Source organism: Streptomyces filipinensis (assembly GCF_014649495.1).
Classification (GTDB): domain Bacteria; phylum Actinomycetota; class Actinomycetes; order Streptomycetales; family Streptomycetaceae; genus Streptomyces; species Streptomyces filipinensis.
Map to the genome: position 1 here is coordinate 148,642 of NZ_BMTD01000008.1, position 25,374 is coordinate 174,015.

Sequence of the window (25,374 nt, forward strand, 5' to 3'; positions counted from 1 at the left end):
GTGCGCTAGGGTCGCCTGGAACACTTCGAACGGAGGCTGCGGATGTCCCGGGACGCCCGCTGGAAGGCGCTGCTGGAACTGCTCGTCGAACGCGGCCGGCTGGAGGTCGAGGAGGCGGCGGCCGAGCTGGAGGTGTCGGCGGCGACGATCCGCCGGGACTTCGACCAGCTCGCCGAGCAGCAGATGCTGGTGCGCACCCGGGGCGGAGCGGTGGTGCACGGGGTGTCGTACGAGCTCCCGCTGCGCTACAAGACGGCCCGCCGCGCCTCGGAGAAGCAGCGCATCGCCAAGGCCGTGGCCGATCTGCTGGCGCCGGGCGAGGCGGTGGGGCTGACCGGCGGTACGACCACCACGGAGGTGGCCCGCGCCCTGGCCGTACGCGGCGATCTGTCCAGCGCCTCGCCCGCGCTGACCATCGTCACCAACGCGCTCAACATCGCCAACGAGCTTGCCGTGCGGCCCCAGTTCAAGATCGTGGTCACGGGCGGGGTGGCGCGCCCGCAGTCGTACGAACTCATCGGCCCGCTCGCGGACGGCGTGCTCGGGCAGATCACGCTCGACGTGGCGGTGCTCGGTGTCGTCGCCTTCGACGTCACGCACGGCGCGGCGGCCCATGACGAGGCGGAGGCCGCGATCAACCGGCTGCTGTGCGAACGGGCGGAGCGCGTGGTGGTGGCCGCGGACTCCAGCAAGCTGGGCCAGCGGGCGTTCGCCTGGATCTGCGGGACGGAACTGGTGAACACGCTCGTCACGGACACAGCGGTGCCCCAGGAGACGGTACGCCGCTTCGAGGAGGCGGGCGTCCGGGTTCTCACGGTGTGATCCCGGGACCCGCGGTGTGGCCGGGCCCTCGAAGGGCCCCGGGGAAACCTCGCGTGACGGGAGGCCGGCTCAGAATCCGCTGAGGTCAGCCTTCACGAAGCCCGCGCCACGCTGGTCGTTGCAGCCGGCGGGGGGCCGGTCGAGCGGGTCGGGCCAGGCCTGCTGGGCCTGGAGCGCCACGCTCACCAGGGTCAGCAGCAGGTCGACGTCGCTCGCCGCGTCGAGGCGCAGGGTCACCCACTGCGAGCCGGGCACGACCCTGATCGCACCCGAAGCCTTGAGGTCCTTGGAGAACCGCCGGATCGCCCGGTCGGTCAGCCGCAGATCGACATCCCGGCCCGAGTGGAAGTGGGCGATCTCGCCCTGGACCGAACTCACCGCCTGCCCCAGGCCGCAGCTCGGGACCGCCTGCCTCAGATCGGGCCAGGTCGCCAGTTGCGCAAGTGCGCGCGAGGCCAACGTCATGGGCCCATCATGGACCGCTCACCCGTCGGCAACCAGCTCGTGAGCAAGCATTAACCGACCTGTATCCGGCGGTGAGGCGGCCAGGGGGAGCTCAGAAGTACACGGAACGGGCCATGCGGCAAGCCGCGTTGACGCCCCCACGAGCGTGACAGAGGACAAGTCGCCGCAGGTCAACGTCATATCGGTCGACTCATGGGCGGGCGGGGTCACCGCGCCGCGGTGTCCACGGCGGCCCGGGCGGCCGGCGAAGTGCGTGGTCGCCGAAGCGGGTGACGGCGCGGAACCGGCCGACGCGCAAGCGAGGGAGAACCGCGCCCCTGTCGTGTACGACACGGGCTGCGGACCAGAGCCGCCGGGCCCCGGCACCACCACTTGCACGGGCCCGTACATCCGCCTAACCTGACTTTGTGCCGCAACTAAACAAAACCCGTTCGCACAGGGTCGTGCCGGGTGACAGCCGTGACCTCAGCCGCCTCCGCGCGGCTCTCACCGCCTTCTTCGCCCTCGACGGCTTCATCTTCGCGGGCTGGGTCGTCCGTATCCCCGCCATCAAGCAGCAGACCGACGCCTCCGCCGGCGATCTGGGGCTGGCCCTGCTCGGGGTCTCCGCCGGCGCCGTCGTCACCATGACCCTGATCGGGCGGCTCTGCCGCCGCTACGGCAGCCATCCGGTCACCGTGGTCTGCGCCGTCCTGCTCTGCCTCAGCGTGAGCCTGCCGCCGCTGACCCACTCGGCACCCGCCCTCGGCGCCGTGCTCCTCCTCTTCGGCGCCGCCTACGGCGGCATCAACGTCGCCTTCAACAGCGCCGCCGTCGACCTCGTGGCCGCGCTGCGGCGGCCGGTCATGCCCACGTTCCACGCCGCGTTCAGCCTCGGCGGCATGATCGGCGCCGGCCTCGGCGGACTGGTCGCCGGTGCCCTCTCCCCCCTGCGGCACCTGCTCGGCCTCACCCTGCTCGGGCTGCTCGTCACGGCCGTCGCCGGACGCACCCTGCTGCGGCAGGAACCGCCCGCACCGGCGGACCGGAGCCCCTCCCCCCGGGCACGGCCGGCGGGTGCCGCACCTCGCCCAACCGCCGGCCGAGGGCTGGTCGTCGTCTTCGGGCTGGTCGCGTTGTGCACCGCCTACGGCGAGGGTGCCATGGCCGACTGGGGCGCGCTCCACCTCCAGCAGGACCTCGCGGCGCCGTCCGGCGCGGCGGCGGCCGGGTACGCGTGTTTCGCGCTGGCCATGACCGTGGGCCGGGCGACCGGGACGGCCTTGCTGGAGCGCCTCGGCCGCGCCCGTACGGTGATCGCGGGCGGCTCCGTCGCGGCGGCGGGCATGCTGCTCGGCTCGCTCGCACCTTCCGTGTGGGCCGCGCTGATCGGCTTCGCCGTCACCGGGCTCGGCCTCGCCAACCTCTTCCCGGTCGCCGTGGAGCGGGCCGGGGCGCTGACCGGTCCGTCCGGCGTGGCCGTCGCCTCGACACTGGGCTACGGCGGCATGCTCCTCGGACCGCCCGCGATCGGGTTCATGGCCGACTGGTTCTCCCTCCCGACCGCGCTCACCAGCGTCGCCGCGCTGGCCGCCGTCGCCGCCGTGATCGGGCTGTCCACGCGACGGGCGATGGGCGGCTGACGCGGCAGCCGGCGACGGCACCGAGAGGACAGGCCCGCCGGAGCCGGAAACCCCTCACGCCGTTCACGCGTCCCGGGCGTCGCGCCGTACGATCCCCGCCCGCCCCACGCCCGAAGCACCGCCCTTCGAGCACACAACACAGACCCCGCGTCATACGACCCGGGGCCAGCCCACGCCCGAAGCACCGGCCTTCGAGCGCACAACCCCGACCTCGCGTCATACGGCCCGGGGCCGGCCCACGCCGAAACCACCCGTCCTCGCGCGCGCAACTCAGGCTCCGCGCCACACGATCCGCGACCTCCCCACCCCCAAGCACCCCCCTTCGAGCGCACGCCCCAGGCCCGGCGCCGTGCGGTCCGCGACCGGACCAACGCCGAACCCGCCGGCCCTCGAACGCGCTCCATCCGGCACACTCGCCCCCATGGACACTGCCGACTTCCTTCAGACCCTGGACCGGGAGGGCCGGCTCCTCGCGGCGGCGGCCGCCGTGGCGGGGAGCGACGCCAAGGTGCCGACGTGCCCGGAGTGGCAGGTGCGCGACCTGCTACGGCACACCGGCGCGGTGCACCGCTGGGCCACTTCCTTCGTCGCCGACGGGCACACCGAGCCGCGCCCCATCGGCGACCCGCCGGACCTCGACGGCGCCGAGCTGGTCGACTGGTACCGGGACAGTCACCGGCTGCTGGTCGACACCCTGGCCGCCGCGCCCGCCGACGTGCGGTGCCTGACCTTCCACCCGGCCCCCAACCCCTCACCGCTGGCGTTCTGGACCCGCCGGCAGGCGCACGAGACGACCGTCCACCGCTACGACGCCGAGGCCGCGCGCGGCGGTCCGGCGTCGCCGATCGCGACGGACTTCGCGGTCGACGGCATCGACGAGTTGCTGCGCGGCTTCCACGCCCGCTCCCGCAGCCGCCTGCGCACCGAGGAGCCGCGTCTGCTGCGGGTGCGGGCGCTGGACGCGGGCACGGACGCGGTGTGGACCGTACGGCTCACCGCCGAGCCGCCGGTGACCGTGCGGGAGGAGAGCGGGCGGGCCGAGGCCGAACTGTCGGGCCCCGCCGACGAGTTGTATCTGGCCCTGTGGAACCGGAGGCCCGTGCCGAGCGTGTCCGGTGATCGCTCGCTCGCCACGCTGTGGCGGGACAAGGGCGGGATCTGACGCCCGGTCAGTCGGCGTCGGTCAGCATCCGGGCCAGCACCGCGCGCTGCACGGGCCGCACCTCGCCGTGCAGCGCGCGCCCCTTCGCCGTGAGCGCCACCCGCACCCCGCGCCGGTCCTCGGGGCACATGGCGCGCTCGACCAGGCCGTCCTTCTCCAGGCGGCCGATCAGCCGGGACAGCGCGCTCTGGCTGAGATGGACGCGCTCGGAGATCTCCTGCACGCGGTAGGCGCAACCGCCGTCCGCCGCGCCCTCGGCCAGCAGGTCGAGGACCTCGAAGTCACTGGCGCACAGGCCGTGTCCGCCCAGCGCCCGGTCCAGCTCGCACTGGGTGTGCGCGTGCAGTGCGAGGATGTCCCGCCACTGCTCCACGAGCGCCTGCTCGGCCCTGTTCGACGCCATGAGCGCACCGTAGCAGAGAAACAAGTTTATTGCGTCGGAATTAAATGCGTTTGCATCTGATGCATGCGCATGTAGTCTCGTCGGCATGACCTCTCCGCTCACCACCCTTTCGTCCCCGTCCTCGGCGGTGCGCTGGACTCCCCGCCTGTGGGGCACCCTGCTGGTGCTCTGCGCGGCGATGTTCCTGGACGCGCTGGACGTGTCGATGGTCGGCGTCGCGCTGCCGTCGATCGGCTCGGACCTGCAGCTGTCCACGTCGACGCTGCAATGGATCGTCAGCGGTTACATCCTGGGCTACGGCGGACTGCTGCTGCTCGGCGGTCGCACCGCCGATCTGCTCGGCCGGCGTCAGGTGTTCCTCGTCGCCCTCGGCGTCTTCGCGCTCGCCTCGCTGCTCGGCGGGCTCGTGGACTCCGGTCCGCTGCTGATCGCCAGCCGCTTCATCAAGGGCCTCAGCGCGGCCTTCACGGCACCGGCCGGTCTGTCGATCATCACCACGACGTTCCCGGAAGGCCCGCTGCGCAACCGCGCCCTGTCCATCTACACCACCTGCGCCGCCACCGGCTTCTCCATGGGCCTGGTGCTCTCGGGCCTGCTCACCGAGGCCAGCTGGCGCTTCACCATGCTGCTGCCCGCGCCGATCGCGGTCGTCGCCCTGCTCGCCGGACTGCGGCTGCTGCCGCGCAGCGCCCGCGAGCGGAACCATGACGGCTACGACATCCCCGGCGCCGTCCTCGGCACCGCGTCGATGCTGCTCCTGGTCTTCACCGTCGTCCAGGCTCCCGAGGCCGGCTGGGCCTCGGCCCGCACACTGCTGTCCTTCCTCGCCGTCGCGCTCCTGCTGACCGCCTTCGTCCTGGTCGAGCGGCGCTCGCCGAGCCCGCTGGTCCGGCTGGGTGTGCTGCGCTCGGGCAGCCAGGTGCGCGCCCAGCTCGGCGCCATCGCCTTCTTCGGCTCGTACGTGGGCTTCCAGTTCCTGACCACGCTCTACATGCAGTCCCTGCTCGGCTGGTCCGCGCTGCACACCGCGCTCGCGTTCCTGCCGGCCGGCGCGCTGGTGGCGGTGTCCGCCACGAAGGTCGGCGCGATCGTCGACCGGTTCGGCACGCCACGGCTGATCGCGGCCGGCTTCGCCTTCATGGTGCTCGGTTACGCGCTGTTCCTGCGCGTCGACCTCGACCCGGTGTACGCGGCCGTGATCCTGCCGTCCATGCTGCTGATCGGCGCGGCCTGCGCGCTGGTCTTCCCGTCGCTCAACATCCAGGCCACCAACGGGGTCGAGGACCACGAGCAGGGCATGGTCTCCGGTCTGCTCAACACCTCGGTGCAGGTCGGCGGCGCCGTCTTCCTGGCCGTGGTCACGGCCGTGGTGACCGCGGGTGCTCCCGCGCACGCCACCCCGCAGGCCGTCCTCGACAGCTACCGGCCCGGCTTCCTGGTCGTCACCGGCATCGCCGCGGCCGGCCTGCTGATCACCCTCACCGGTCTGCGCAGCCGTCGTACCCAGCCGACCCTCGTGGTCGCCAGGTCCACCGTGGAGGAGGCGAAGGCGGACCGCGTGCCGGTCCGTGACTAGGGGGATGCCTCCCGGCGGGCGCCCGGCGGAGCTGCTTGCTCCGCCGGGCGCCCCTCTGTGAAGCTGGCGGAATGCGCACGGACGGGGCACGCCGCACCAAGGCCCAACAGGACGCGGCGACAGTGGAGATCGGCTACGCGCTGGTGAGCGCTGCCTTCGCGGCGGCGGTGCTGTTCGGGGCCGTGGCCGGGCCCGCGCTGCTCTTCGATCTGCCGCGGTCGCTGTCCAGGGTCCTGCTGTGGGCCGGTGCGGCGGTCGCACCGGTCGTGTTCATGGCCCGGGTGGTGAGTGTGCTGGTGCGCTTCCAGCGGGCGGCTCAGCCCAGCCAGCCGGGCCGTACCAGCCCCGACTCGGCCAGCACGACGAGTTGGGCGCGGTCCCGGGCACCCAGCTTCACCATCGTGCGGCTCACGTGGGTCTTGGCCGTGAGCGGGCTGACCACCAGGCGGCGGGCGATCTCCTCGTTGGACAGGCCGATGCCGACCAGCGCCATCACCTCCCGCTCCCGCTCGGTGAGGCGGCCGAGGGCGTCCGCCGCGGCGGGCTCCTTGGAACGGGCCGCGAACTCGGCGATCAGCCGGCGGGTGACCCCCGGCGACAGCAGCGCGTCCCCCTGCACCACCGCCCGTACCGCGCGCAGGAGTTCGTCCGGTTCGGTGTCCTTCACCAGGAAGCCGGAGGCGCCGGAGCGGATCGCCTCGAAGACGTACTCGTCCAGCTCGAAGGTGGTGAGCATGACCACCTTCACGTCCTTCAGGTCCGCGTCACCCGTGATGCGCCGGGTGGCGGCGAGACCGTCCAGCAGGGGCATGCGGATGTCCATCAGGACGGCGTCCGGCCTCAGTTCACGCACCAGGCGCAGCGCCTCCTCGCCGTCGGCCGCCTCGCCCGCCACCGCGATGTCCGGCTGGGCGTCGAGCAACGCCCGGAAACCGGCCCGCACCAGCGCCTGGTCGTCGGCCAGCAGTACCCGGATCACTCATCCTCCCCGGTGTGCGTCGGCAGTACGGCGAGCACCCGGAAGCCGCCGTCGGGGCGCGGGCCCGCCTCGATGCTCCCACCGAGCGCGGCCGCCCGCTCCCGCATGCCTGCCAGTCCGTTCCCGCTGCCCCCGGCGTCGGCGCCGGTGGCCGGCCCGTCGTCGTCGATGCGCAGCCGCAGGCCGCCGCCGTGGTGGGCGAACAGCACGCGCGCGTGCCGCGATCCGGAGTGCCGTACGACGTTGGTCAGCGCCTCCTGCACGATGCGGAACGCGGCGAGGTCGGCGCCGGGCGGCAGCTGGGGCGGCTCGCCCTGGACGTCCACGGTCAGTCCGGCCGCCGCCGCCTGCTCCACCAGCTCCGGCAGCCGGTCCAGGCCGGGGGCGGGGGCGCGGGGTGCGTCTCCGGAGGCACGCAGGGTGTCGAGGACCTGGCGCACTTCACCGAGCGCCTCCTTGCTGGCGGCCTTGATGGTGGTGAGCGCGGTCCGTGCCTGTGCGGGGTCGCTGTCGAGCAGTGCGAGCCCCATGCCGGCCTGGACGTTGATGACGGAGATGCTGTGGGCGAGGACGTCGTGCAGCTCGCGGGCGATCCGCAGCCGTTCCTCGTCCGCGCGGCGCCGCGCCGCCTGTGCCCGGTCGGCGCGCTCCCGGGCCCACTGTTCGCGCCGCACCCGGGCCAGTTCGCACAGGGCGACCACGGCCAGCACCCAGGTGGCGATGACGGTCTCCTGGGCGAGGCCCCCTCGCTGGTCGCCCGAGGGCGGCAGCCGGCGGAAGAGCCAGAAGGCGACCAGGGCATGCCCGGCCCACAGCAGGCCGACGGACGCCCAGGCGGCCCGCCGGTGCCCGGCGACGACCGCGCTGTAGCAGCTGACGGCGACGGTCAGGAAGACCGGTCCGTAGGGGTAGCCCGCGGCGAGATAGCCGAGCGTCACCGTCGCGGTCCCGAAGGCCACGGCCACCGGGTGCCGGTTCCGCCAGAGCAGCAGGACGCAGGCGGCGACCAGCAGCACGCGTGCGAAGGCGTTCAGAGGCACGCGGTGCGGCTCGCTCTGCGCGGCGAAGTGGCTGCCCACCAGGACGACCACGGTGAACAGCACGGTGGACCGCCAGGGCACCCGCGCCCGGTGCGGCTCCCCTTCCCCCTCCGGGGCGCTCCACCACGGCGGGCCGTGCCGCCACCGCCCCGGGGCGCGCTGCTCTTCCATGCAGGCCACGGTAGACGTCTCCGCGCGGCGCGAACGTCACCCGAACGAGGTGATCACTCGTACTCCCGGGGAAGTACGGCCCCTGCGGCGAGGCGGCCCCGGTCCCCCGCACCGGACTCCGCTCCTACCCCAGCCCCACTCCCTGCGCCAGCCGCGTGGCGGCGTGCCGGAACAAGGCCTCCCGGTCCTCGACCACGCGGTTGAACTGGCCGAACAGCTCGAAGCTGACCAGCCCGAACAGCTGCGACCAGGCCGCCACCAGGGCCGTCACCGCCTCGGGGGGCAGATCGGGAGCGAGGTCGGCGCTCATGCGCTCGGCCTCGGGACGCAGTCCGGCGGGCAGGGGGAGCTCGGTGAGGCCGGAGCGCTCGTGGGTGTCCCGGACGATGCCGATGAGGACCAGGCCGACACGGGCCGCGGGCGGGACGGTGGTCTCCGGGGCGGCATAACCCGGCACGGGCGAGCCGTAGATCAGCGCGTACTCGTGCGGGTGGGCGAGCGCCCAGCCGCGCACCGCCTCGCACACCGCCGTCCAGCGGGGCACCGGCGCGGCGCCGGCCGTGGCGTCGCGTGCCTGTTCCGCGGCCTCGCCGAGGGAGTCGTAGGCATCGATGATCAGGGCGGTGAGCAGCTCGTCCCGGCTCGGGAAGTAGCGGTAGAGCGCCGAGGAGACCATGCCCAGCTCACGGGCGACGGCCCGCAGCGAGAGCTTGGCCGCGCCTTCCCGCGCGAGTTGTCTGCGCGCCTCTTCCTTGATGGCCGCCGTGACTTCCTTCCTGGCCCGTGCGCGGGCGCCCTGTGTGGTGCTCATACGAGCAGTGTGCCACGAAGCAAGAGCGGCGCACACAAAAGAGAGCAGTGCTCTTGCTCTGGAGCGCGTGTTTGCGCCACACTCGAATCAGCGAGAGCACCGCTCTCCCAAACCGTGGGGGTCACCATGTCGACGCACGTCAAGAAGCCGGGCTGGTTCACCGTCAACGTCTTCAACCGGGCGGTGGCCTGGCTCACCCGGCGCGGCCTCAGCATCTGGGGCTCCCGGGTCCTCGCGGTCCGCGGGCGCAAGAGCGGACAGTGGCGCACCACCCCGGTGAACCTGCTGACGGTGGACGGCCGGCAGTATCTGCTCGCGCCGCGCGGCCACGTCCAGTGGACGCACAACATGCGGGCGGCCGGCGGCGGCGAACTGCGGCTCGGCAAGAACGTGGACGTCTTCACCGCCGCCGAGGTCGCCGACGACGACAAGGTCCCGCTGCTGCGGGCCTACCTCAAGCGCTGGAAGGCGGAGGTCGGTGTCTTCTTCGACGGCGTCGGTCCCGACTCCCCGGACGAGGAGCTGCGCCGCATCGCCCCTGACCACCCGGTCTTCCACATCACGGTGACGAGCTGACCGGATCCCCCGCCGGGCCGCGCACTCTGTTCAGGACCGGCGCCGCTCCCCCACCGGCGCCGCCCACCGGGCCGGCCCGGCACGGACCACCACCGGCCCGGCCCCGCACGGACTGCCACCGGCCCGGTCCCGCACAGGCCGCGGCCGCGGCGGTCAGGAACCGGCCGGCTCCTCGACCGGAACCGTCTGCCCCCGGTCCAGCGCGGTCAGGGCGCGCTGGGCGACCGGGTGGGCCCGCACGATCTCGCCCAGCGAGGTCGACCCCTGTGTGATGTCCCGGAACGCCTTCCATGCGGGACGGAAGCCGGTGAGGGCCGCGTGGAAGAGGCCGGGACGCTTCTCGAACACGGTCAGCAGGCGCTTGCCGACGCTCATCTCGACCCCGAGCCCGGCCTTGATCGCGAACGCGTAGTTCAGGGCCTGGCGCCGGGTGTCGACCGCGTCGTTCGCCTCGGCGATCCGGACCGCCCACTCCCCGGCGAGCCGCCCCGAGCGCAGCGCGAAGGAGATGCCCTCGCGGGTCCAGGGCTCCAGCAGCCCGGCCGCGTCACCGCAGACCAGCACCCGGCCCCGGGAGAGCGGAGAGTCGTCGGCACGGCAGCGGGTCAGATGCCCGGAGGAGAGGGACGGCTCGAAACCGGCGAGGCCGAGGCGGGCGATGAAGTCCTCCAGGTACCGCTTGGTGGCGGCGCCCTCACCGCGCGCCGAGATCACGCCGACCGTCAGGGTGTCGCCCTTCGGGAACACCCATCCGTAACTGCCCGGCATCGGACCCCAGTCGATGAGGACCCGCCCCTTCCAGTCCTCGGCGACCGGCTCCGGCACCGGGATCTCCGCCTCCAGACCGAGGTCGACCTGGTCCAGCTTCACACCGACGTGGGCCCCTATGCGGCTGGCGCTGCCGTCGGCGCCGACGACCGCGCGGGCCAGCACCGTCTCGCCGCCCTGCAGGACGACGGCGACCGTGCGCCGGTCGGGGACCGCCGAGCCGTGCTGCTCGACCCGCTGCACCGTGACGCCCGTACGCAGCTCGGCGCCCGCCTGCTGCGCGTGCTCGACCAGCTGCTGGTCGAACTCGGGCCGGTTGATCAGCCCGAACAGCATCTGCCGGGAGCGACGGGTGCGGGTGAAGCGGCCGTTGTTCGAGAAGGTGACGGCGTGCACCCGGTCACGGAAGGGCAGCTCGAAGCCGGGCGGCAGCGCGTCACGCGAGGGTCCGATGATGCCCCCGCCGCACGTCTTGTAACGGGGCAGCTCGGCCTTCTCCAGCAACAGCACACGCCGTCCCGCGACCGCCGCCGCGTAGGCGGCCGAGGCCCCCGCGGGTCCCGCGCCCACCACGACGACGTCCCACACCCGCTGCACGCCGTCCGCCGAAGAGTTCTCGCCGCTCACGATGGTCTACTGCTCCGATCAAGCCGCTGCCGTAGTGTCCCCCGCATCCTACGGCGGCCGTCGTCGCAGGCCACTGTGGGAGTATCGGGGTCACCCCGTTCAACGTCGCACCCACAAGGAGCGTGCCCATGTCGTCGAATCCGGTCGCGCAGACCGTCGCCTCGCTGCTGCCCCGGGCGCAGGCGGAGCTGGCCGAGCTCGTCGCCTTCAAGTCGGTGGCGGACTTCGCCCAGTTCCCCAAGAGCGAGAGCGAGGCTGCCGCGAGCTGGATCGCCGACGCGCTGCGCGCCGAGGGCTTCGTCGACGTGGCGCTGCTGGACACCCCGGACGACACGCAGTCCGTCTACGGCTACCTGCCGGGCCCCGAGGGCGCAAAAACGGTTCTCCTCTACGCGCACTACGACGTCCAGCCGCCGCTCGACGAGGCCGGCTGGACCACCCCGCCGTTCGAGCTGACCGAGCGCGACGGCCGCTGGTACGGCCGCGGGGCCGCCGACTGCAAGGGCGGCGTGATCATGCACCTGCTCGCGCTGCGCGCCCTCAAGGCGAACGGCGGCGTCCCGGTGAACGTCAAGGTGATCGTCGAGGGCTCGGAGGAGCAGGGCACGGGCGGCCTGGAGCGGTACGCCGAGGAGCACCCGGAGCTGCTGGAGGCCGACACCATCGTGATCGGCGACGCGGGCAACTTCCGCGTCGGCCTGCCGACGGTCACCACCACGCTGCGCGGTATGACCCTGGTCCGGGTGCGCATCGACACCCTCGCGGGCAACCTGCACTCCGGCCAGTTCGGCGGCGCCGCCCCGGACGCGCTGGCCGCGCTGATCCGGGTCATGGACTCGCTGCGCGCCGAGGACGGCTCGACCACGGTGGACGGGCTGGACGCCACGGGGACCTGGGACGGCCTGGAGTACACCGAGGAGCAGTTCCGCGCCGACGCCAGGGTGCTCGACGGGGTCGGGCTGATCGGCGACGGCACGGTCGCCGACCGCCTGTGGGCGCGCCCGGCCGTCACCGTCCTCGGCATCGACTGCCCGCCGGTCGTCGGCGCCACCCCGTCCGTGCACTCAAGCGCCCGCGCGCTGATCAGCCTGCGGGTGCCGCCGGGCGTGGACGCGGCGGAGGCGACCAAGCTGCTCCAGGCCCACCTTGAGGCGCACACGCCGTGGGGCGCCCGGGTCACCACCGAGCAGATCGGCCAGGGCCAGGCCTTCCGCGCCGACGCCGCCAGCCCCGCCTACACGGCGATGGCCGACGCGATGGCGGTCGCCTACCCGGGCGAGACGATGCAGTACGCCGGCGAGGGCGGCTCCATCCCGCTGTGCAACACCCTCGCCGGGCTCTACCCGCAGGCGGAGATCCTGCTCATCGGTCTCAGCGAGCCGGAGGCCCAGATCCACGCGGTCAACGAGAGCGTGTCCCCCGAGGAGCTGGAGCGGCTGTCGGTCGCCGAGGCGCTGTTCCTGCGCAACTACGCGGCGGGCTGAACCCTTCTGCCCCCGGCAGAGCGCCCTCGCCCACGGGCGGGGGCGCCGCCTACGGTCGGCACATGGACGTCATCGAGCTGCTGCCCCGTCTCCACCTGCTGCGTTTCCCCGTCGGCCAGGCCTACCTCTGGCGCGACAAGGACGAGTTGACGCTGATCGACGCGGGCACGGTGGGTGCCGGCCGCGCGATCGCCGACGCGGTCGCGGCGCTGGGGCGTGCGCCCGGGGACGTACGGCGGATCGTGCTGACGCACTTCCACGAGGACCACGCCGGCGGGGCGGGCGAGTTCGCCGGGCTGAGCGGTGCCGAGGTGCTGGCGCACCGCCTGGACGCGCCGTTCGTCCGCGGTGAACTCCCCGGCCCCCCGCCCCGGTTCGAGGAGTGGGAGCTGCCGATCCACGCGGCGGCGGCCCGGCAGCTTCCCCAAGGGACGCCGGTGCCTCCGGCCGCGGTCACCGGCCTTTCGGACGGCGATGTGCTGGACTTCGGCGGCGGCGCCCGGGTGATCCACGTCCCCGGGCACACGGACGGCAGCATCGCCCTGTTCCTGCCCGGGGAGGGGGTGCTGTTCACCGGGGACACGGTGGCGGCCTCGCCGGTCGACGGCACGGTGCTGCCCGGGGTGTTCAACCTCGACCGTCCCCGACTCCTCGCGTCGTTCGGCCGGTTGGCCGCGCTCGACGCGGACGTGGCGTGCTTCGGCCACGGAGACCCGCTCCTCAAAGGCGCGTCCGCCGCTCTACGCGCGGCGGCGCACGCGTGCTGACCCCCGCGGCGGCTGCCCGCTCACCGGTCCTGCAGCGGCTGCTGGTTCCGCGGGCGCCCGCGTGTGCCCCTTCCCCTCACCCCCACGCCTGACCGCGCACGGCGGGGCCGGCCCGCACCGCTCCCTCCACCGCACACCCCTCCGCGAGAGACGACACAAGGCCCTTCGATCCCCCACCCCGCGCCACTCCACGAACGCTCAGCGCCTGCCGCCCCCCACCACACGCCACCCCGCTCACGCCGCTCCCCCACCACACGCCACCCCAGGCACGACAGCACGCACCCGCCGCCCCCTCCACCGCACGCTTCGCGAACCCCGGCCGGCGTGCGCCGTCCGTGCCGCGTCGGTCAGCCGACGGGTACGCCGGCCTCCAGGTACAGCGTGGTGTCGCGCTCGCGGGCCCGCAGTGCCCAGCGCAGCCGCTCGTAGCGCACCGGCGGCAGCATCTCGGCGGCCTCCTGCTCGGTGGCGAACCGCCAACCGCGCAGCTCCGGGCCGGGCAGCAGCACACGGGAGGCATCGCCCGACCCCAGCCGGCCGCCGTCGAACAGCAGCCGCAGCCCGCCGAAGCCGGGCGGCACCGGCCGTTCCCAGTCCACCACGAGCAGCCGGGGCACCTCCCGCAGCCGTATCCCGGTCTCCTCGGCGACCTCGCGCATCCCGGCGCGGGCCGGTGCCTCGCCGCGCTCGACCACCCCGCCGGGGAACTCCCAGCCCGGCTTGTAGGTGGGATCCACGAGCAGCACGCGGTCCCGCTCGTCGAAGAGCAGCACCCCTGCGGCCAGCGTCTCGGCGGTCGGCTCCGGGGTCTGCACGATGTCGCAGGCGGGTACGGCACCGCTGCCGACGGCGTCGGCGATGCGGACGGCGGTCTCGTGCGGGGTGAGGGCGCTGGTGTCCACGGGGTGGGCGTCGGCCGTGAGCCAGGAGGCGAGGGCGGCGCGGTAGGGCTCGATGTGGTCGTACGACCACTGCCGTACGCGCATCTCGCCGTCGGGCAGGTCGGGCGGGACCTCCCGGTCGGCTATCCGCTCGCGCAGGATCGTTTCAGCCGGGGCGAGCAGCAGATGGTGCACGGGGATCCTGCGGGCGGCGAGGCCGCCGAAGATCTCGTCGCGGTACTCCTGGCGGAGCAGGGTCATGGGCACCACCAGCGTCCCGCCCAGTTCGGCGAGCATCGCGGCCGCCGTGTCGACCACGAGCCGGCGCCAGATCGGCAGGTCCTGGAAGTCGCCGACCTCGGCGAGACGCTTGGCCGGCAGCAGGTGCGTGAGCGCTCCGCCGATGATCTCGGGGTCGAAGAGCGCGCTGTTCGGGATCAGTTCGATCAGTTCCCGTGCGGTGGTGGTCTTCCCCGCACCGAACGCGCCGTTGATCCAGACGACGGTCACGGACTCCCCCTCTTGTGTTGGCCCCCTGAGGCTTGCCCGCTCCACCCTGCCACGGAAACACCGCCCCGTTGAGGGTGCGCGAAGGGGAGTGCCGGCGCCCCCCTCGGGCGGGGACACCGGCACTCACGCCGTGGACCGTCGGGCCTACTGCCGGCCCAGCGCGTCGTCGTCGACGACGTGGCCGTCCCGGGCGACCGGGGGACCGACCGGGTGACCGGCCGAGTCGACGGCGTCCGCGACCTTGAGGTCGCCCACGGGGCGGTCGCCCGACCCGTGGGAGGGGGTCACGGCGGCCACGACGAATCCGGTGGCCAGGCTGGCGAGGGCGAGCATGCTGCGCTTCTTCATGCGCTGGTCAACTGGGAAACCCAGCCGGGGGTCACGCCGATGCCGCGAGCAGACGGCTCCGGTCACCGTTCCGGCGGGCGGGGACACCGGTACGCACCGACCGCCGCCCGGGCCCGGGCGGGGCGAGCAGCGGTCCGGCACAGGGGCTCCGGCACGGCTCCTCGCGGCCGCGTGCGCGGCCCGGCCGCGCCGAAATCCGCTGGCCCGCTGCCGCGCGGCACCGGTATCGTCCGGCATCCCGCCCCGCCCGTTCCCGCGGCAGGCCCGACCAGAAGAGCGGCATCATGACCAGCCGGCCCCCGACGACGACCCTGTGGCGCCCCACCGGCCCCAAGGAGCTGGAGCTGGTCCGCGCACTGGACTGGCGGGCGTGGCCGCCCCGCCTCCCGGAGCAGCCGATCTTCTACCCGGTCCTGAACGAGGACTACGCCATCCGGATCGCCCGGGACTGGAACGTCAAGCACGACGGCGCCGGTTTCGTGACCCGTTTCGAGGTCGACACGGAGTTCCTCGGCCGTTATCCGGTACGGCAGGCGGGCGGCGAGACGATCCTGGAACTGTGGGTGCCGGCCGAGGAGCTGGACGAGTTCAACGCCCATGTCATCGGCCGTATCGAGGTCGTGCGGGAGTTCCGGTGAGCGGGCTCTCGGTCTTCGGCGCCGGAGCGGACCCCGTCGGGGACGTCGTACGCTCGGGCGACCGGCTCGTGCGCACCGCGGCCGGCCTGTCCGACGCGGGGCTGCGCGCCCCCTCGGAGCTGTCCGGATGGACGCGCGGTCATGTGCTGGCCCATGTCGCACACAGCGTCGACGCCTATGTGTGGCTGCTGCGGCTCGCGCGCACGGGCCGCGAACCGGGACCGCGCGCGGACGCGGCGGCGCTGTCCGCGGCGGTCGAGCGGGACGCGGCGCTGTCCGCGGCCGGGCTGGCGGACCGGCTGGGCAGGAGCCTGGACCGGTTCACGGCGCGGGCGCGCACGATGCCCGCACCGGCCTGGGACCGTCTGGTCCCGGCGCTGGCCGGCTGGCGGCACCCCGCCTGGTATCTGCTGCTGCGCTGCCTGCGGGAGGTGGAGACGCACCACCTCGACCTGGGCACCGGCCACGGCACGGAGCAGTGGCCCGGCCGCTACGTCACCTGGGCGCTGGACGACACCCTCGCCACCCTGCGCGCCCAGGGCTTCCCGCTCGCCTCGGTGCAGGCCGTCGATCTGGGCCGCCGCTGGTCGCCGGCCGCGGACGGCCCCTCCGTCGCCGGGGCCGGGCACCAGGTACTCGGCTGGCTCACCGGACGGATCCCGGCCGCCGTACTGACGGCCGACCGCCCGGCAGGCCTGCTGCCGCGCCCGCCCGCCTGGCCCCAGCCGCCGCTGCCGGGGTGGGGACGCGTCGACGACGAGGCCTGAGCCCCGCAAGCGAACACATCCGAACGTCCTAGGTTCGTCACGGGAGTGAACCAGCGCTGCCGTCAAGGCTTTTCACGGGATGTCGCACAGTCAGAGCACAGCTCTTCCAACAGACTTCGACACGTCCTACCGTAAACGCGCACCGATGACACGGACATGCCGCCCTGGTCGCCGCATGTCGTCATCCACCTTTCGCGAGTCGGAGGAACGTCAACGATGCGTCACCCTCACACCCGCACCATCCGCCGAAGAGTGGCCGGAGCACTCACCGCGGGCCTGCTGTGCGCGGCGGGCCTCGCCTCCCCCGCCCTGGCGGCCCCCGCCCCCGAACGCGCCGCCGCCGCCCTGGCCGACGGTCTCGCCCTCACCCCGCCGATGGGCTTCAACAACTGGAACTCCACCCACTGCCGCGCCGACTTCGGCGAGAGCATGGTCAAGGGCATCGCCGACCTGTTCGTGGCCAAGGGCCTGAAGGACGCCGGATACCAGTACGTCAACCTGGACGACTGCTGGGCGCTGCCGCGGCGCGACGCCGACGGCAAGCTGGTGCCCGACCCGGCCCGCTTCCCGAACGGCATCAAGGCCGTCGCCGACTACGTCCACTCCAAGGGGCTCAAGCTCGGCATCTACACCAGCGCCGGCACCAAGACCTGCAACAGCGCGGGCTTCCCGGGCGCGCTCGGCCACGAGTACAGCGACGCCGCGCAGTTCGCCGACTGGGGCGTGGACTACCTGAAGTACGACAACTGCAACAACCAGGGCGTCGACGCCAAGCAGCGGTACACGACCATGCGGGACGCGCTCAGGGCGACCGGGCGGCCCATCGTGTACAGCATCTGCGAATGGGGCGAGAACAAGCCCTGGCAGTGGGCGTCGGACGTCGGTCATCTGTGGCGCACCACGGGTGACATCAGCGACAGCTGGGGCTCGATGCTCTCCATCCTGAAGCAGAACCTCCCCCTCGCGCCGTACGCCGGTCCGGGTCACTGGAACGACCCCGACATGCTGGAGGTCGGCAACGGCGGTATGTCGGACACCGAGTACCGCTCGCACTTCTCCCTCTGGTCGGTCATGGCCGCGCCGCTGCTCATCGGCACCGACCTGCGCAAGGCCTCCCCGTCGACCTTCGACATCCTGGACAACAAGGAGGTCATCGCCGTCGACCAGGACCCGCTCGGCAAGCAGGGCACGGTCGTGTCGTCGGCGGGCGGGCGCTGGGTCGTCGCCAAGGAGATGAAGGACGGCAGCCGCGCGGTGGCCCTGTTCAACGAGTCGGGCACCGCCCAGCGGATCGCCACCACGGCGGCCGCCGTCGGCCTGCCCGAGGCGCCCGCCTACACCCTGCGGGACCTGTGGCAGCACAGCAGCTACAACACCGCCGGCACCGTCGCGGCCACCGTCCCCGCCCACGGCACGGTCCTGCTGCGCGTCGCGGCCGACCCCCGCTGGGCCGCGCACCCGCCCGCCGCCGAGCTCGGCCTGGACGGCAGCCCGTTGCTGGAGGCCGCCACCCCGGCCACGCTGACCAGCACCCTCACCGACCTCGGCCGTACCTCCGCGCGCCACGTGTCCGTGTCCCTGACCGGCCCCGACGGGTGGACCGTACGGCCCGCCTCGCCGACCACGGCAACCACCCTCGCCACCGGCCGGACCCTGCGCACCGCCTGGCAGGTCACCGCCCCGCCCGGGACCCCGACCGGCCCCTACGCGCTCACGCTCCGGGCCGGATACCGCTCACCGGCCGGAGAGCTCGTCACGAGCACACTGCCGCTGACCGCGTCCGTGGTGGTACGGCCGCCCTCCGGGTCGTCGTACCTCAGCGACCTGCCCTGGCTGTCGGCGAGCAGCGGCTGGGGGCCGGTGGAACGCGACACCAGCAACGGGGAGAGCGCCGCGGGCGACGGGCACCCGATCACCGTCGGCGGCAGGGTGTACGCCAAGGGCCTCGGGGCCCACGCGCCGAGCGACATCTCCTTCTACACCGGCAAGGACTGCGAGACGGTCACCGCGGACGTCGGCGTCGACGACGAGAAGGGCACGAGGGGCACCGTCACGTTCGAGATCTGGGCGGACGGTACGAAGGTCGCCTCGACCGGCGTGCTGACCGACGCGATGCCCGCCCAGCCGCTCAGCGCCGACGTCACCGGCGCGCAGGTGGTCCGCCTGGTCGTCACCGATGCCGGAGACGGCAACGACTCCGACCATGCGGACTGGGCGGACGCCGGCCTGAGCTGCTGACGGCGCCCGTCCGCGGGGGCGGTCGGGACCGTACGCGGGCCGCGGGATGCGTGGGGGCTGGTCGCCCAGTTCCCCACGCACCTCACGGAGCCGCGGTGCCGTCGCCGTCGCGACACCTCGCGCGAGCGGCGCCGTGCGTCGAACCCCGGCTCACACCCCTGCCGCGTCCGGCCTGCGCGCCAGGGCGGCCGCCGCCGCGCCGACCAGCCCCGCGTCCGTGCCCGTCTGCGCGGGCACGACCGTCAGCCGCTGGACGAAGGACAGGGTCGCGTAGTCGGTGAGTGCCTTGCGCAGAGGGGTGAAGAGGATGTCGCCCGCCTTGCCGACGCCCCCGCCGATCACCGCGATGTCGATCTCGACCAGGGTCGCGGTGGCCGCGATGCCGGCGGCCAGCGCCTGGGCCGCCCGCTCGAAGGAGGCCACGGCGACCGGGTCGCCCTCGCGGGCCGCGGCGGCCACCGCGGCGGCCGAGGTGTCGCCGTCGGGCCCGGGGCGCCAGCCCTGCTCCAGGGCGCGGCGGGCGATGTGCGGGCCGCTGGCGATCCGCTCCACACAGCCGCGCGAGCCGCACGGACACGGATCGCCGTCGAGGTCCACGCTGATGTGTCCGATGTGCCCGGCGTTCCCGGTCGGCCCGGGATGCAGCTTCCCGCCCAGCACCAGCCCGCCGCCGACGCCGGTCGACACCACCATGCACAGCGCGTTGTCGTGGCCGCGGGCGGCGCCCTGCCAGTGCTCGGCGGCCGTGATCGCGACGCCGTCGCCGATCAGCTCGACCGGGAGGCCTCCGGTGGCCGCGCGCACGCGCTCGACCAGCGGGAAGTCCCGCCAGCCCGGCACGTTCACCGGGCTGACGGTGCCCGCCGAGGCGTCCACCGGGCCGGCGCTGCCGATACCGACGGAGTGCGCCTGTCCCCACAGCGGCGACCCGGCCAGGTCGGCCAGTACCTCCTCGACCCGCCGCATGACCGTTTCGCCGTCCTGCTGGGCAGGTGTGGCGCGCTGGGCTCGGGCCAGGATCCGTCCATGGCCGTCCACGAGACCGCCGGCGATCTTGGTACCGCCGATGTCCAGGGCCGCCACGAGGTCGGTGTGCATCAGAGTCAGACTCCCCGTTGAAGCTTGCAAACCAAGAAAAGGCAGACCGGTCGAGCGGTGGGGGCGCAGGCCGGAGACAGCGGTGGACAGTGTCTCTCGCACCTGACAACGTTGTCCAGGCTCTATGCTCGACGCCACATCCTCATACAAACAGAGGATCGACGCACTACCCCGTTGACAACGTGGACAAGTCGTACGACAGACAGGACACCGCATCGTGGCCGAGACCACCCGCCGCGCAGACAGCGCTCCCGGCACCCGTTACGGAAACCGCCCGACCATGAAGGACGTGGCGGCACGGGCCGGGGTCGGGCTCAAGACGGTCTCCCGGGTGGTCAACGGCGAATCCGGCGTCACCCCGGACACCGAACGCCGGGTGCAGGAGGCGATCGAGGCGCTGGGCTTCCGCCGCAACGACAGCGCACGGGTGCTGCGCAAGGGCCGCACGGCCAGCATCGGCCTGGTCCTGGAGGATCTCGCCGACCCCTTCTACGGCCCGCTCAGCCGTGCCGTCGAGGAGGTGGCCCGGGCCCACGGTGCCCTGCTGATCAACGGCTCCAGCGCCGAGGACCCGGAACGCGAGCAGGAGCTGGCGCTGGCCCTGTGCGCGCGGCGGGTGGACGGTCTCGTGGTGATCCCGGCCGGGGACGACCACCGTTACCTCGAACCGGAGATCAGGGCCGGGGTGGCGACCGTGTTCGTGGACCGGCCGGCCGGCCGGATCGACGCCGACGTGGTGCTCTCGGACAACTACGGCGGCGCCCGGGGCGGTGTGGCCCATCTGATCGCGCACGGCCACCGCCGGATCGGGTTCATCGGCGACATGCCGCGCATCCACACCGCCGCCGAGCGGCTGCGCGGGTACCGGGCGGCCATGGACGACGCGGGGATACCGGTCGAGGACTCCTGGATGTCCCTCGGGGCGACGAATCCGGAGCGGGTGCGCCGGGCAGCGGAGGACATGCTCTCCGGGCCCGCCCCCGTCACCGCGGTCTTCGCGGGCAACAACCGGGTGACGGTCACCGTGATCCGGGTCCTCGCCGAGCACGCCCGCCCGGTCGCCCTCGTCGGCTTCGACGACATCGAGCTGGCCGATCTGCTCCAGCCCGGCGTCACGGTCGTCGCCCAGGACGCGGCCGCCCTCGGCCGTACCGCCGCCGAGCGCCTGTTCCGTCAGCTGGACGGCGGGCTCGTCGCACCGGAGCGCATCGAGCTGCCCACCCGGCTGATCACACGCGGCTCCGGCGAGCTGCCGCCGGCCGACTGAACCGCCCGTGACGGGCCGCACCCTGGAGGAACTCGGTCTCGCCGACGCCCCCCGCGAGTATCCGCTGACCTATCCCGGCGCCTGGCCGGCCGACTCCGGACTGCTGCACGGCGACCGGATGCTTCCGCTGGAGCGCCTGGTGCACGACGACCGGGTGCCGGTGCTCGCCGTCGGCTCCAACGCCTGCCCGGGCCAATTACGGCACAAGATGGCCGAGTTCCGGATCACCTCCCCCGTGCCGATGGTGCGGTCGCGGGTGACCGGGCTCGATGTGGGCGTCTCCGCCCACGTCAGCCGGTTGGGCTATGTCTCCGCCTCCCCCGTGAAGTCCGCAGGCCCCTCACGTGAGTTGTTCGTCATCTGGCTCGACCGGCGCCAGCTGGACGTGATCGACGCCAGCGAACCCCATTTCCGGCGGGCGTGGCTGCCCGAGCCGGAGGTGCGGATCGAGCTGCCGGACGGCTCCGCGCTCGCCGGGGTGTACGCCTATGTCAACCGGCACGGGGTGCTGCACGACGGCTCCGGCGCGCCGCGTAGGCACCCCGGTGACCAACGCGCCCTGCTCACCGGACTCCTCGTGGCATCGGCTCCGCTGCGGGAGCTGTTCGGGGTCACACCGGAGGAGTTCTGCGCGCGGGCGCGCCGGGACGCCGGGCTGTGCACCCGGGGCACGCGGCTGTTCGCCGAGCACAAGTGGGTGACGGAGTCGGGTTTCGAGCCGTACGCCGACGGTGAGCAGCCCGGAGGCCCGGGCACCGGCGCGTCGTCGTTCCCGCCGTTGAGGTAGACGTCGTCGACGTGGACACCGGTGTCGCCGCCGTCGTCGGTCTTCGCCCACCACGATGCCGCGCTCGCGCAGGACGTGGTCCGGGGAGGGGCCGTCGACCGGTGCCAGGACGATCAGCGGACGCCCGTCGGCCCCGGTGACGTCGTGCACGACGACGACCCCGGGGCGGCGGCGGGCTCTCCCGGCCGGGGCCCTGACCGGGCCACGGCTCCCGCTACTTCGCGGAGGCCGTCAGGTCACCGCGGCGGGGCGCCGCGAAGCCCTCCAGGTCGGCGCGGGTCAGGCCGGTGAGACGGGCGACCTCTGCGATGTCGAGGGCGCCGCAGTCCAGGCCGCGCAGCAGATAGCCGCCGAGGGCCTTGGCCGTGGCCGGCTCGTCCATGACGTCGCCGCCCGCGTGGTTGGCGTAGCGGGCGAGGCGGCCCGCCGCCTGCTCGAAACCCTCGCGGTAGAAGGCGAAGACGGCCGCGTAGCGGGTGGGGATGTGGCCGGGGTGCATGTCCCAGCCCTGGTAGTAGGCGCGGGCGAGGGCCCGGCGCGTGAGGCCGTAGTGCAGGCGCCAGGCGTCGTGGACCTTCTCGGTCGGCCCGACGGGCAGGACGTTCGTCGAGCCGTCGGAGACACGGACGCCGGTACCCGCCGCCGCCACCTGCATGATCGCCTTGGCGTGGTCGGCGGCCGGGTGGTCGCTGGCCTGGTAGGCGGCGGAGACGCCGAGGCAGGCGCTGTAGTCGAAGGTGCCGTAGTGCAGCCCGGTGGCGCGGCCCTCGGCTGCCTGGATCATCCGGGCGACGGTGGCGGTGCCGTCGGTGGCGACGATGGACTGGCTGGTCTCGATCTGGATCTCGAAGCCCAGGCGGCCGGGCTCCAGGCCGTGCACCTTCTCGAAGGCCTCCAGGAGGCGGACGAACGCCGAGACCTGTTCGGGGTACGTCACCTTCGGCAGGGTCAGCACCAGGCCCTCGGGGAGGCCGCCGGACTCGATCAGGCCGGTGAGGAAGACGTCGAGCGTGCGGATGCCGCGGTCGCGTACCGGCGCCTCCATGCACTTCATACGGATGCCCATGTACGGCGCCGCTGTGCCGTTCTCGTACGCCTCCGCGATCAGGCGGGCCGCGCGGGCCGCCGTCGCGTCCTCCTCGGCGTCGGGGCGGGGGCCGTAGCCGTCCTCGAAGTCGACGCGCAGGTCTTCGATCGGCTCGCGCTCCAGCTTGGCGCGGACACGGGAGTAGACGGGCTCGGCCAGCTCGTCGGACAGGCCGAGGACCGCCGCGAAGGAGGCGGCGTCCGGGGCGTGCGCGTCCAGGGCGGCCAGGGCCTGGTCGCCCCAGGAGCGGATGGTGCCGGCGTCGAAGGCGTCCCCGGGGACGTAGACGGTGTGGACGGGCTGCCGGGTGCCGGGGTCCCCGGGGTAGCGGCGCTCCAGCTCCGCGTCGACCGGTGCGAGGGAGGCACTGATCTCCTCGCTGACGGCGCCCGCGAGGCTCGTCGCCACCTTCTCCTGCTGACCCATCCCACACCCTCCAATTTTCCGCTGTACGGAATCAACAATCCGTAGAATGAAGTTATCCGTGCGGTTCTCGCTGGTCAACACCCCGTCCGGACCCTGGTCGACGCCCGGCCGATCGCCCCCAGGATGCACCGAGGCCCCCGCGACCATGCCGGTCACGGGGGCCTCGTCGAGCCGGGGAGGAGCTCAGCCCTTGCGCGCCTTGATCTCCTCGGTCAGCTGCGGGACGACGTCGAAGAGGTCGCCGACCACGCCGTAGTCGACCAGCTCGAAGATCGGGGCCTCGGCGTCCTTGTTGACGGCCACGATGGTCTTCGAGGTCTGCATACCGGCGCGGTGCTGGATCGCGCCGGAGATGCCGTTGGCGATGTACAGCTGCGGCGAGACCGACTTACCGGTCTGGCCGACCTGGTTGGTGTGCGGGTACCAGCCGGCGTCGACGGCGGCACGCGAGGCACCGACGGCCGCACCGAGGGAGTCGGCGAGCGCCTCGATGATCGAGAAGTTCTCGGCGCCGTTGACACCACGGCCACCGGAGACCACGATCGCGGCCTCGGTCAGCTCCGGACGGCCCGTGGACTCACGCGGCGTACGGGCGGTGACCTTGGTGCCGGTCGCCTTGTCCGAGAAGGTCACGGACAGGGCCTCGACCGCACCGGCGGCCGGGGCGGCCTCGACGGCGGCCGAGTTCGGCTTGACCGTGATGACCGGAGTGCCCTTGACGACCCGGGACTTGGTGGTGAAGGACGCGGCGAACACCGACTGGGTGGCCACCGGGCCCTCGTCGCCGGCCTCCAGGTCGACGGCGTCGGTGATGATGCCCGAGCCGATGCGCAGCGCCAGACGGGCGGCGATCTCCTTGCCCTCGGCGGAGGACGGGACCAGCACGGCGGCCGGGGAGACGGCCTCGTGGGCGGCCTGCAGGGCGTCCACCTTGGGCACGACGAGGTACTCGGCGTACTCGGACGCGTCGTGGGTGAGGACCTTCACCGCGCCGTGCTCGGCGAGGGTGGCGGCGGTGTCGGCGGCGCCGTTGCCCAGCGCGACGGCCACGGGCTCGCCGATACGGCGGGCCAGGGTCAGCAGCTCAAGGGTCGGCTTGCGGACGGCACCGTCCACGTGGTCGACGTAGACGAGGACTTCAGCCATGGGATTGCTCTCCTGCGAAAAGAAGTTGAGGGGCGGTCAGCGACTGCGGGGCCTTAGATGAACTTCTGGCCCGCGAGGAACTCAGCGAGCTGCTTGCCGCCCTCGCCCTCGTCCTTGACGATGGTGCCGGCCGTGCGGGCCGGGCGCTCGTTCGCGGCCTCGACCTTGGTGAACGCGCCGTCCAGGCCGACCTCCTCGGCCTCGATGTCGAGGTCGGACAGGTCCCAGGACTCCACCGGCTTCTTCTTGGCCGCCATGATGCCCTTGAAGGAGGGGTAGCGCGCCTCGCCCGACTGGTCGGTCACGGAGACGATCGCCGGGAGCTGCGCCTCAAGCTGCTCGGAGGCGGCGTCGCCGTCGCGGCGGCCCTTGACCGTGCCGTCCTCGACCGAGACCTCGGAGAGCAGGGTGACCTGCGGGACACCCAGGCGCTCGGCGACCAGCGCCGGGACGACGCCCATGGTGCCGTCGGTGGACGCCATGCCGGAGATGACCAGGTCGTAACCGGCCTTCTCGATCGCCTTGGCCAGCACCAGGGAGGTGCCGATGGCGTCGGTGCCGTGCAGGTCGTCGTCCTCGACGTGGATGGCCTTGTCGGCACCCATCGACAGGGCCTTGCGGAGCGCGTCCTTGGCGTCCTCGGGGCCGACGGTCAGGACGGTGACCTCGGCGTCGTCCGCGTCCTCGGCGATCTGCAGCGCCTGCTCGACCGCGTACTCGTCCAGCTCGGAGAGCAGACCGTCCACGTCGTCGCGGTCGACGGTCAGGTCATCGGCGAAGTGCCGGTCGCCAGTGGCGTCGGGCACGTACTTCACAGTGACAACGATCCTCAAGCTCACGCCGGCTCTCCTACTGCATCGTCATTTCCGGGCTGCCTCTTGCAGGCAGCATAGGCGCCTCAAGCGGCC

At 73.2% G+C, this 25,374-nt stretch carries 24 protein-coding genes and 1 pseudogene; 13 read left to right on the forward strand and 12 right to left on the reverse strand.

Annotation, left to right across the window (positions count from 1 at the left end; genetic code table 11):
- Positions 1–42 precede the first annotated feature (42 nt).
- Complete coding sequence (locus tag IE244_RS19495; RefSeq protein ID WP_191874823.1) at positions 43–822, forward strand: DeoR/GlpR family DNA-binding transcription regulator; 780 nt, start codon at positions 43–45, stop codon at positions 820–822.
- A 69-nt stretch (positions 823–891) separates the two neighbouring features.
- Here the strand turns inward: IE244_RS19495 and IE244_RS19500 are convergent, their stop codons facing one another.
- Positions 892–1,287 carry a luciferase domain-containing protein gene (locus IE244_RS19500; RefSeq protein ID WP_191874824.1) on the reverse strand — a complete coding sequence of 132 codons (396 nt, stop codon included), beginning with the start codon at positions 1,285–1,287 and terminating at the stop codon, positions 892–894.
- Positions 1,288–1,730: 443 nt separating this feature from the next.
- Here IE244_RS19500 and IE244_RS19505 point away from each other — a divergent pair, with 443 nt between their 5' ends.
- Entirely contained in the window at positions 1,731–2,909 is a 1,179-nt protein-coding gene (locus tag IE244_RS19505; RefSeq protein WP_191874825.1) for an MFS transporter, read from the forward strand.
- Between the two features lie 421 nt (positions 2,910–3,330).
- A complete protein-coding gene (locus IE244_RS19510) occupies positions 3,331–4,071 on the forward strand; it encodes a maleylpyruvate isomerase family mycothiol-dependent enzyme (protein WP_191874826.1) in 741 nt (246 codons plus the stop codon).
- Positions 4,072–4,078: 7 nt separating this feature from the next.
- Here IE244_RS19510 and IE244_RS19515 read toward each other — a convergent pair whose 3' ends face one another.
- Positions 4,079–4,474 carry a MarR family winged helix-turn-helix transcriptional regulator gene (locus tag IE244_RS19515; protein WP_191874827.1) on the reverse strand — a complete coding sequence of 132 codons (396 nt, stop codon included), beginning with the start codon at positions 4,472–4,474 and terminating at the stop codon, positions 4,079–4,081.
- An 85-nt stretch (positions 4,475–4,559) separates the two neighbouring features.
- Here IE244_RS19515 and IE244_RS19520 point away from each other — a divergent pair, with 85 nt between their 5' ends.
- The gene (locus IE244_RS19520) at positions 4,560–6,050 is read left to right on the forward strand and encodes an MFS transporter (RefSeq protein WP_191874828.1); all 1,491 of its coding nucleotides are present in this window, start codon (positions 4,560–4,562) and stop codon (positions 6,048–6,050) included.
- 71 nt (positions 6,051–6,121) lie between these two features.
- A pseudogene (locus IE244_RS42070) lies at positions 6,122–6,403 on the forward strand (DUF6332 family protein); the annotation flags it as partial.
- On the opposite strand, the gene IE244_RS19530 reads toward IE244_RS42070, so the two are convergent.
- From IE244_RS19530 to IE244_RS19540, 3 genes are all read right to left on the reverse strand, one after another.
- On the reverse strand, positions 6,367–7,029 hold the full coding sequence (locus IE244_RS19530; RefSeq protein ID WP_191874830.1) for a response regulator transcription factor: 663 nt from the start codon (positions 7,027–7,029) through the stop codon (positions 6,367–6,369). The pseudogene IE244_RS42070 and the gene IE244_RS19530 overlap by 37 nt on opposite strands.
- On the reverse strand, positions 7,026–8,240 hold the full coding sequence (locus tag IE244_RS19535) for a sensor histidine kinase (RefSeq protein WP_191874831.1): 1,215 nt from the start codon (positions 8,238–8,240) through the stop codon (positions 7,026–7,028). The genes IE244_RS19530 and IE244_RS19535 overlap by 4 nt, the downstream gene beginning before the upstream one ends.
- 124 nt (positions 8,241–8,364) lie before the next feature.
- A complete protein-coding gene (locus tag IE244_RS19540; RefSeq protein ID WP_191874832.1) occupies positions 8,365–9,051 on the reverse strand; it encodes a TetR/AcrR family transcriptional regulator in 687 nt (228 codons plus the stop codon).
- 126 nt (positions 9,052–9,177) lie between these two features.
- On the opposite strand from IE244_RS19540, the gene IE244_RS19545 reads away from it, so the two are divergent.
- A complete protein-coding gene (locus IE244_RS19545) occupies positions 9,178–9,627 on the forward strand; it encodes a nitroreductase family deazaflavin-dependent oxidoreductase (protein WP_191874833.1) in 450 nt (149 codons plus the stop codon).
- 153 nt (positions 9,628–9,780) lie between these two features.
- On the opposite strand, the gene IE244_RS19550 is transcribed toward IE244_RS19545, so the two are convergent.
- Entirely contained in the window at positions 9,781–11,022 is a 1,242-nt protein-coding gene (locus tag IE244_RS19550) for a geranylgeranyl reductase family protein (RefSeq protein ID WP_191874834.1), read from the reverse strand.
- A gap of 128 nt (positions 11,023–11,150) precedes the next feature.
- On the opposite strand from IE244_RS19550, the gene IE244_RS19555 reads away from it, so the two are divergent.
- The gene (locus IE244_RS19555; RefSeq protein ID WP_191874835.1) at positions 11,151–12,506 is read left to right on the forward strand and encodes a dipeptidase; all 1,356 of its coding nucleotides are present in this window, start codon (positions 11,151–11,153) and stop codon (positions 12,504–12,506) included.
- Positions 12,507–12,568: 62 nt separating this feature from the next.
- On the forward strand, positions 12,569–13,273 hold the full coding sequence (locus tag IE244_RS19560; protein ID WP_191874836.1) for an MBL fold metallo-hydrolase: 705 nt from the start codon (positions 12,569–12,571) through the stop codon (positions 13,271–13,273).
- Between the two features lie 347 nt (positions 13,274–13,620).
- Here the strand turns inward: IE244_RS19560 and IE244_RS19565 are convergent, their stop codons facing one another.
- Complete coding sequence (locus IE244_RS19565) at positions 13,621–14,664, reverse strand: NUDIX hydrolase (RefSeq protein ID WP_191874837.1); 1,044 nt, start codon at positions 14,662–14,664, stop codon at positions 13,621–13,623.
- Positions 14,665–14,808: 144 nt separating this feature from the next.
- A complete protein-coding gene (locus tag IE244_RS19570) occupies positions 14,809–15,012 on the reverse strand; it encodes a hypothetical protein (protein ID WP_191874838.1) in 204 nt (67 codons plus the stop codon).
- A gap of 284 nt (positions 15,013–15,296) precedes the next feature.
- Between IE244_RS19570 and IE244_RS19575 the strand changes: the two genes are divergently transcribed.
- The 3 genes from IE244_RS19575 to IE244_RS19585 all read left to right on the forward strand — a co-directional run bounded on the left by IE244_RS19575 (position 15,297) and on the right by IE244_RS19585 (position 18,655).
- Entirely contained in the window at positions 15,297–15,650 is a 354-nt protein-coding gene (locus tag IE244_RS19575) for a hypothetical protein (protein ID WP_191874839.1), read from the forward strand.
- Complete coding sequence (locus IE244_RS19580; protein ID WP_191874840.1) at positions 15,647–16,417, forward strand: maleylpyruvate isomerase family mycothiol-dependent enzyme; 771 nt, start codon at positions 15,647–15,649, stop codon at positions 16,415–16,417. Before IE244_RS19575 ends, IE244_RS19580 begins: the two co-directional genes overlap by 4 nt.
- Before the next feature lie 216 nt (positions 16,418–16,633).
- The gene (locus IE244_RS19585; RefSeq protein ID WP_191874841.1) at positions 16,634–18,655 is read left to right on the forward strand and encodes an NPCBM/NEW2 domain-containing protein; all 2,022 of its coding nucleotides are present in this window, start codon (positions 16,634–16,636) and stop codon (positions 18,653–18,655) included.
- A 150-nt stretch (positions 18,656–18,805) separates the two neighbouring features.
- Here the strand turns inward: IE244_RS19585 and IE244_RS19590 are convergent, their stop codons facing one another.
- The gene (locus IE244_RS19590) at positions 18,806–19,753 is read right to left on the reverse strand and encodes an ROK family protein (RefSeq protein ID WP_191874842.1); all 948 of its coding nucleotides are present in this window, start codon (positions 19,751–19,753) and stop codon (positions 18,806–18,808) included.
- Positions 19,754–19,970: 217 nt separating this feature from the next.
- Here IE244_RS19590 and IE244_RS19595 point away from each other — a divergent pair, with 217 nt between their 5' ends.
- On the forward strand, positions 19,971–21,020 hold the full coding sequence (locus IE244_RS19595; protein ID WP_191874843.1) for a LacI family DNA-binding transcriptional regulator: 1,050 nt from the start codon (positions 19,971–19,973) through the stop codon (positions 21,018–21,020).
- A 7-nt stretch (positions 21,021–21,027) separates the two neighbouring features.
- A complete protein-coding gene (locus IE244_RS19600; protein WP_191874844.1) occupies positions 21,028–21,807 on the forward strand; it encodes a hypothetical protein in 780 nt (259 codons plus the stop codon).
- A gap of 214 nt (positions 21,808–22,021) precedes the next feature.
- Here IE244_RS19600 and IE244_RS19605 read toward each other — a convergent pair whose 3' ends face one another.
- The 3 genes from IE244_RS19605 to IE244_RS19615 all read right to left on the reverse strand — a co-directional run bounded on the left by IE244_RS19605 (position 22,022) and on the right by IE244_RS19615 (position 25,305).
- Complete coding sequence (locus IE244_RS19605; RefSeq protein WP_191874845.1) at positions 22,022–23,320, reverse strand: DUF6986 family protein; 1,299 nt, start codon at positions 23,318–23,320, stop codon at positions 22,022–22,024.
- Positions 23,321–23,503: 183 nt separating this feature from the next.
- Positions 23,504–24,466 carry an electron transfer flavoprotein subunit alpha/FixB family protein gene (locus tag IE244_RS19610; protein ID WP_191874846.1) on the reverse strand — a complete coding sequence of 321 codons (963 nt, stop codon included), beginning with the start codon at positions 24,464–24,466 and terminating at the stop codon, positions 23,504–23,506.
- Positions 24,467–24,519: 53 nt separating this feature from the next.
- Entirely contained in the window at positions 24,520–25,305 is a 786-nt protein-coding gene (locus IE244_RS19615) for an electron transfer flavoprotein subunit beta/FixA family protein (protein WP_031160517.1), read from the reverse strand.
- Positions 25,306–25,374: the final 69 nt, after the last annotated feature.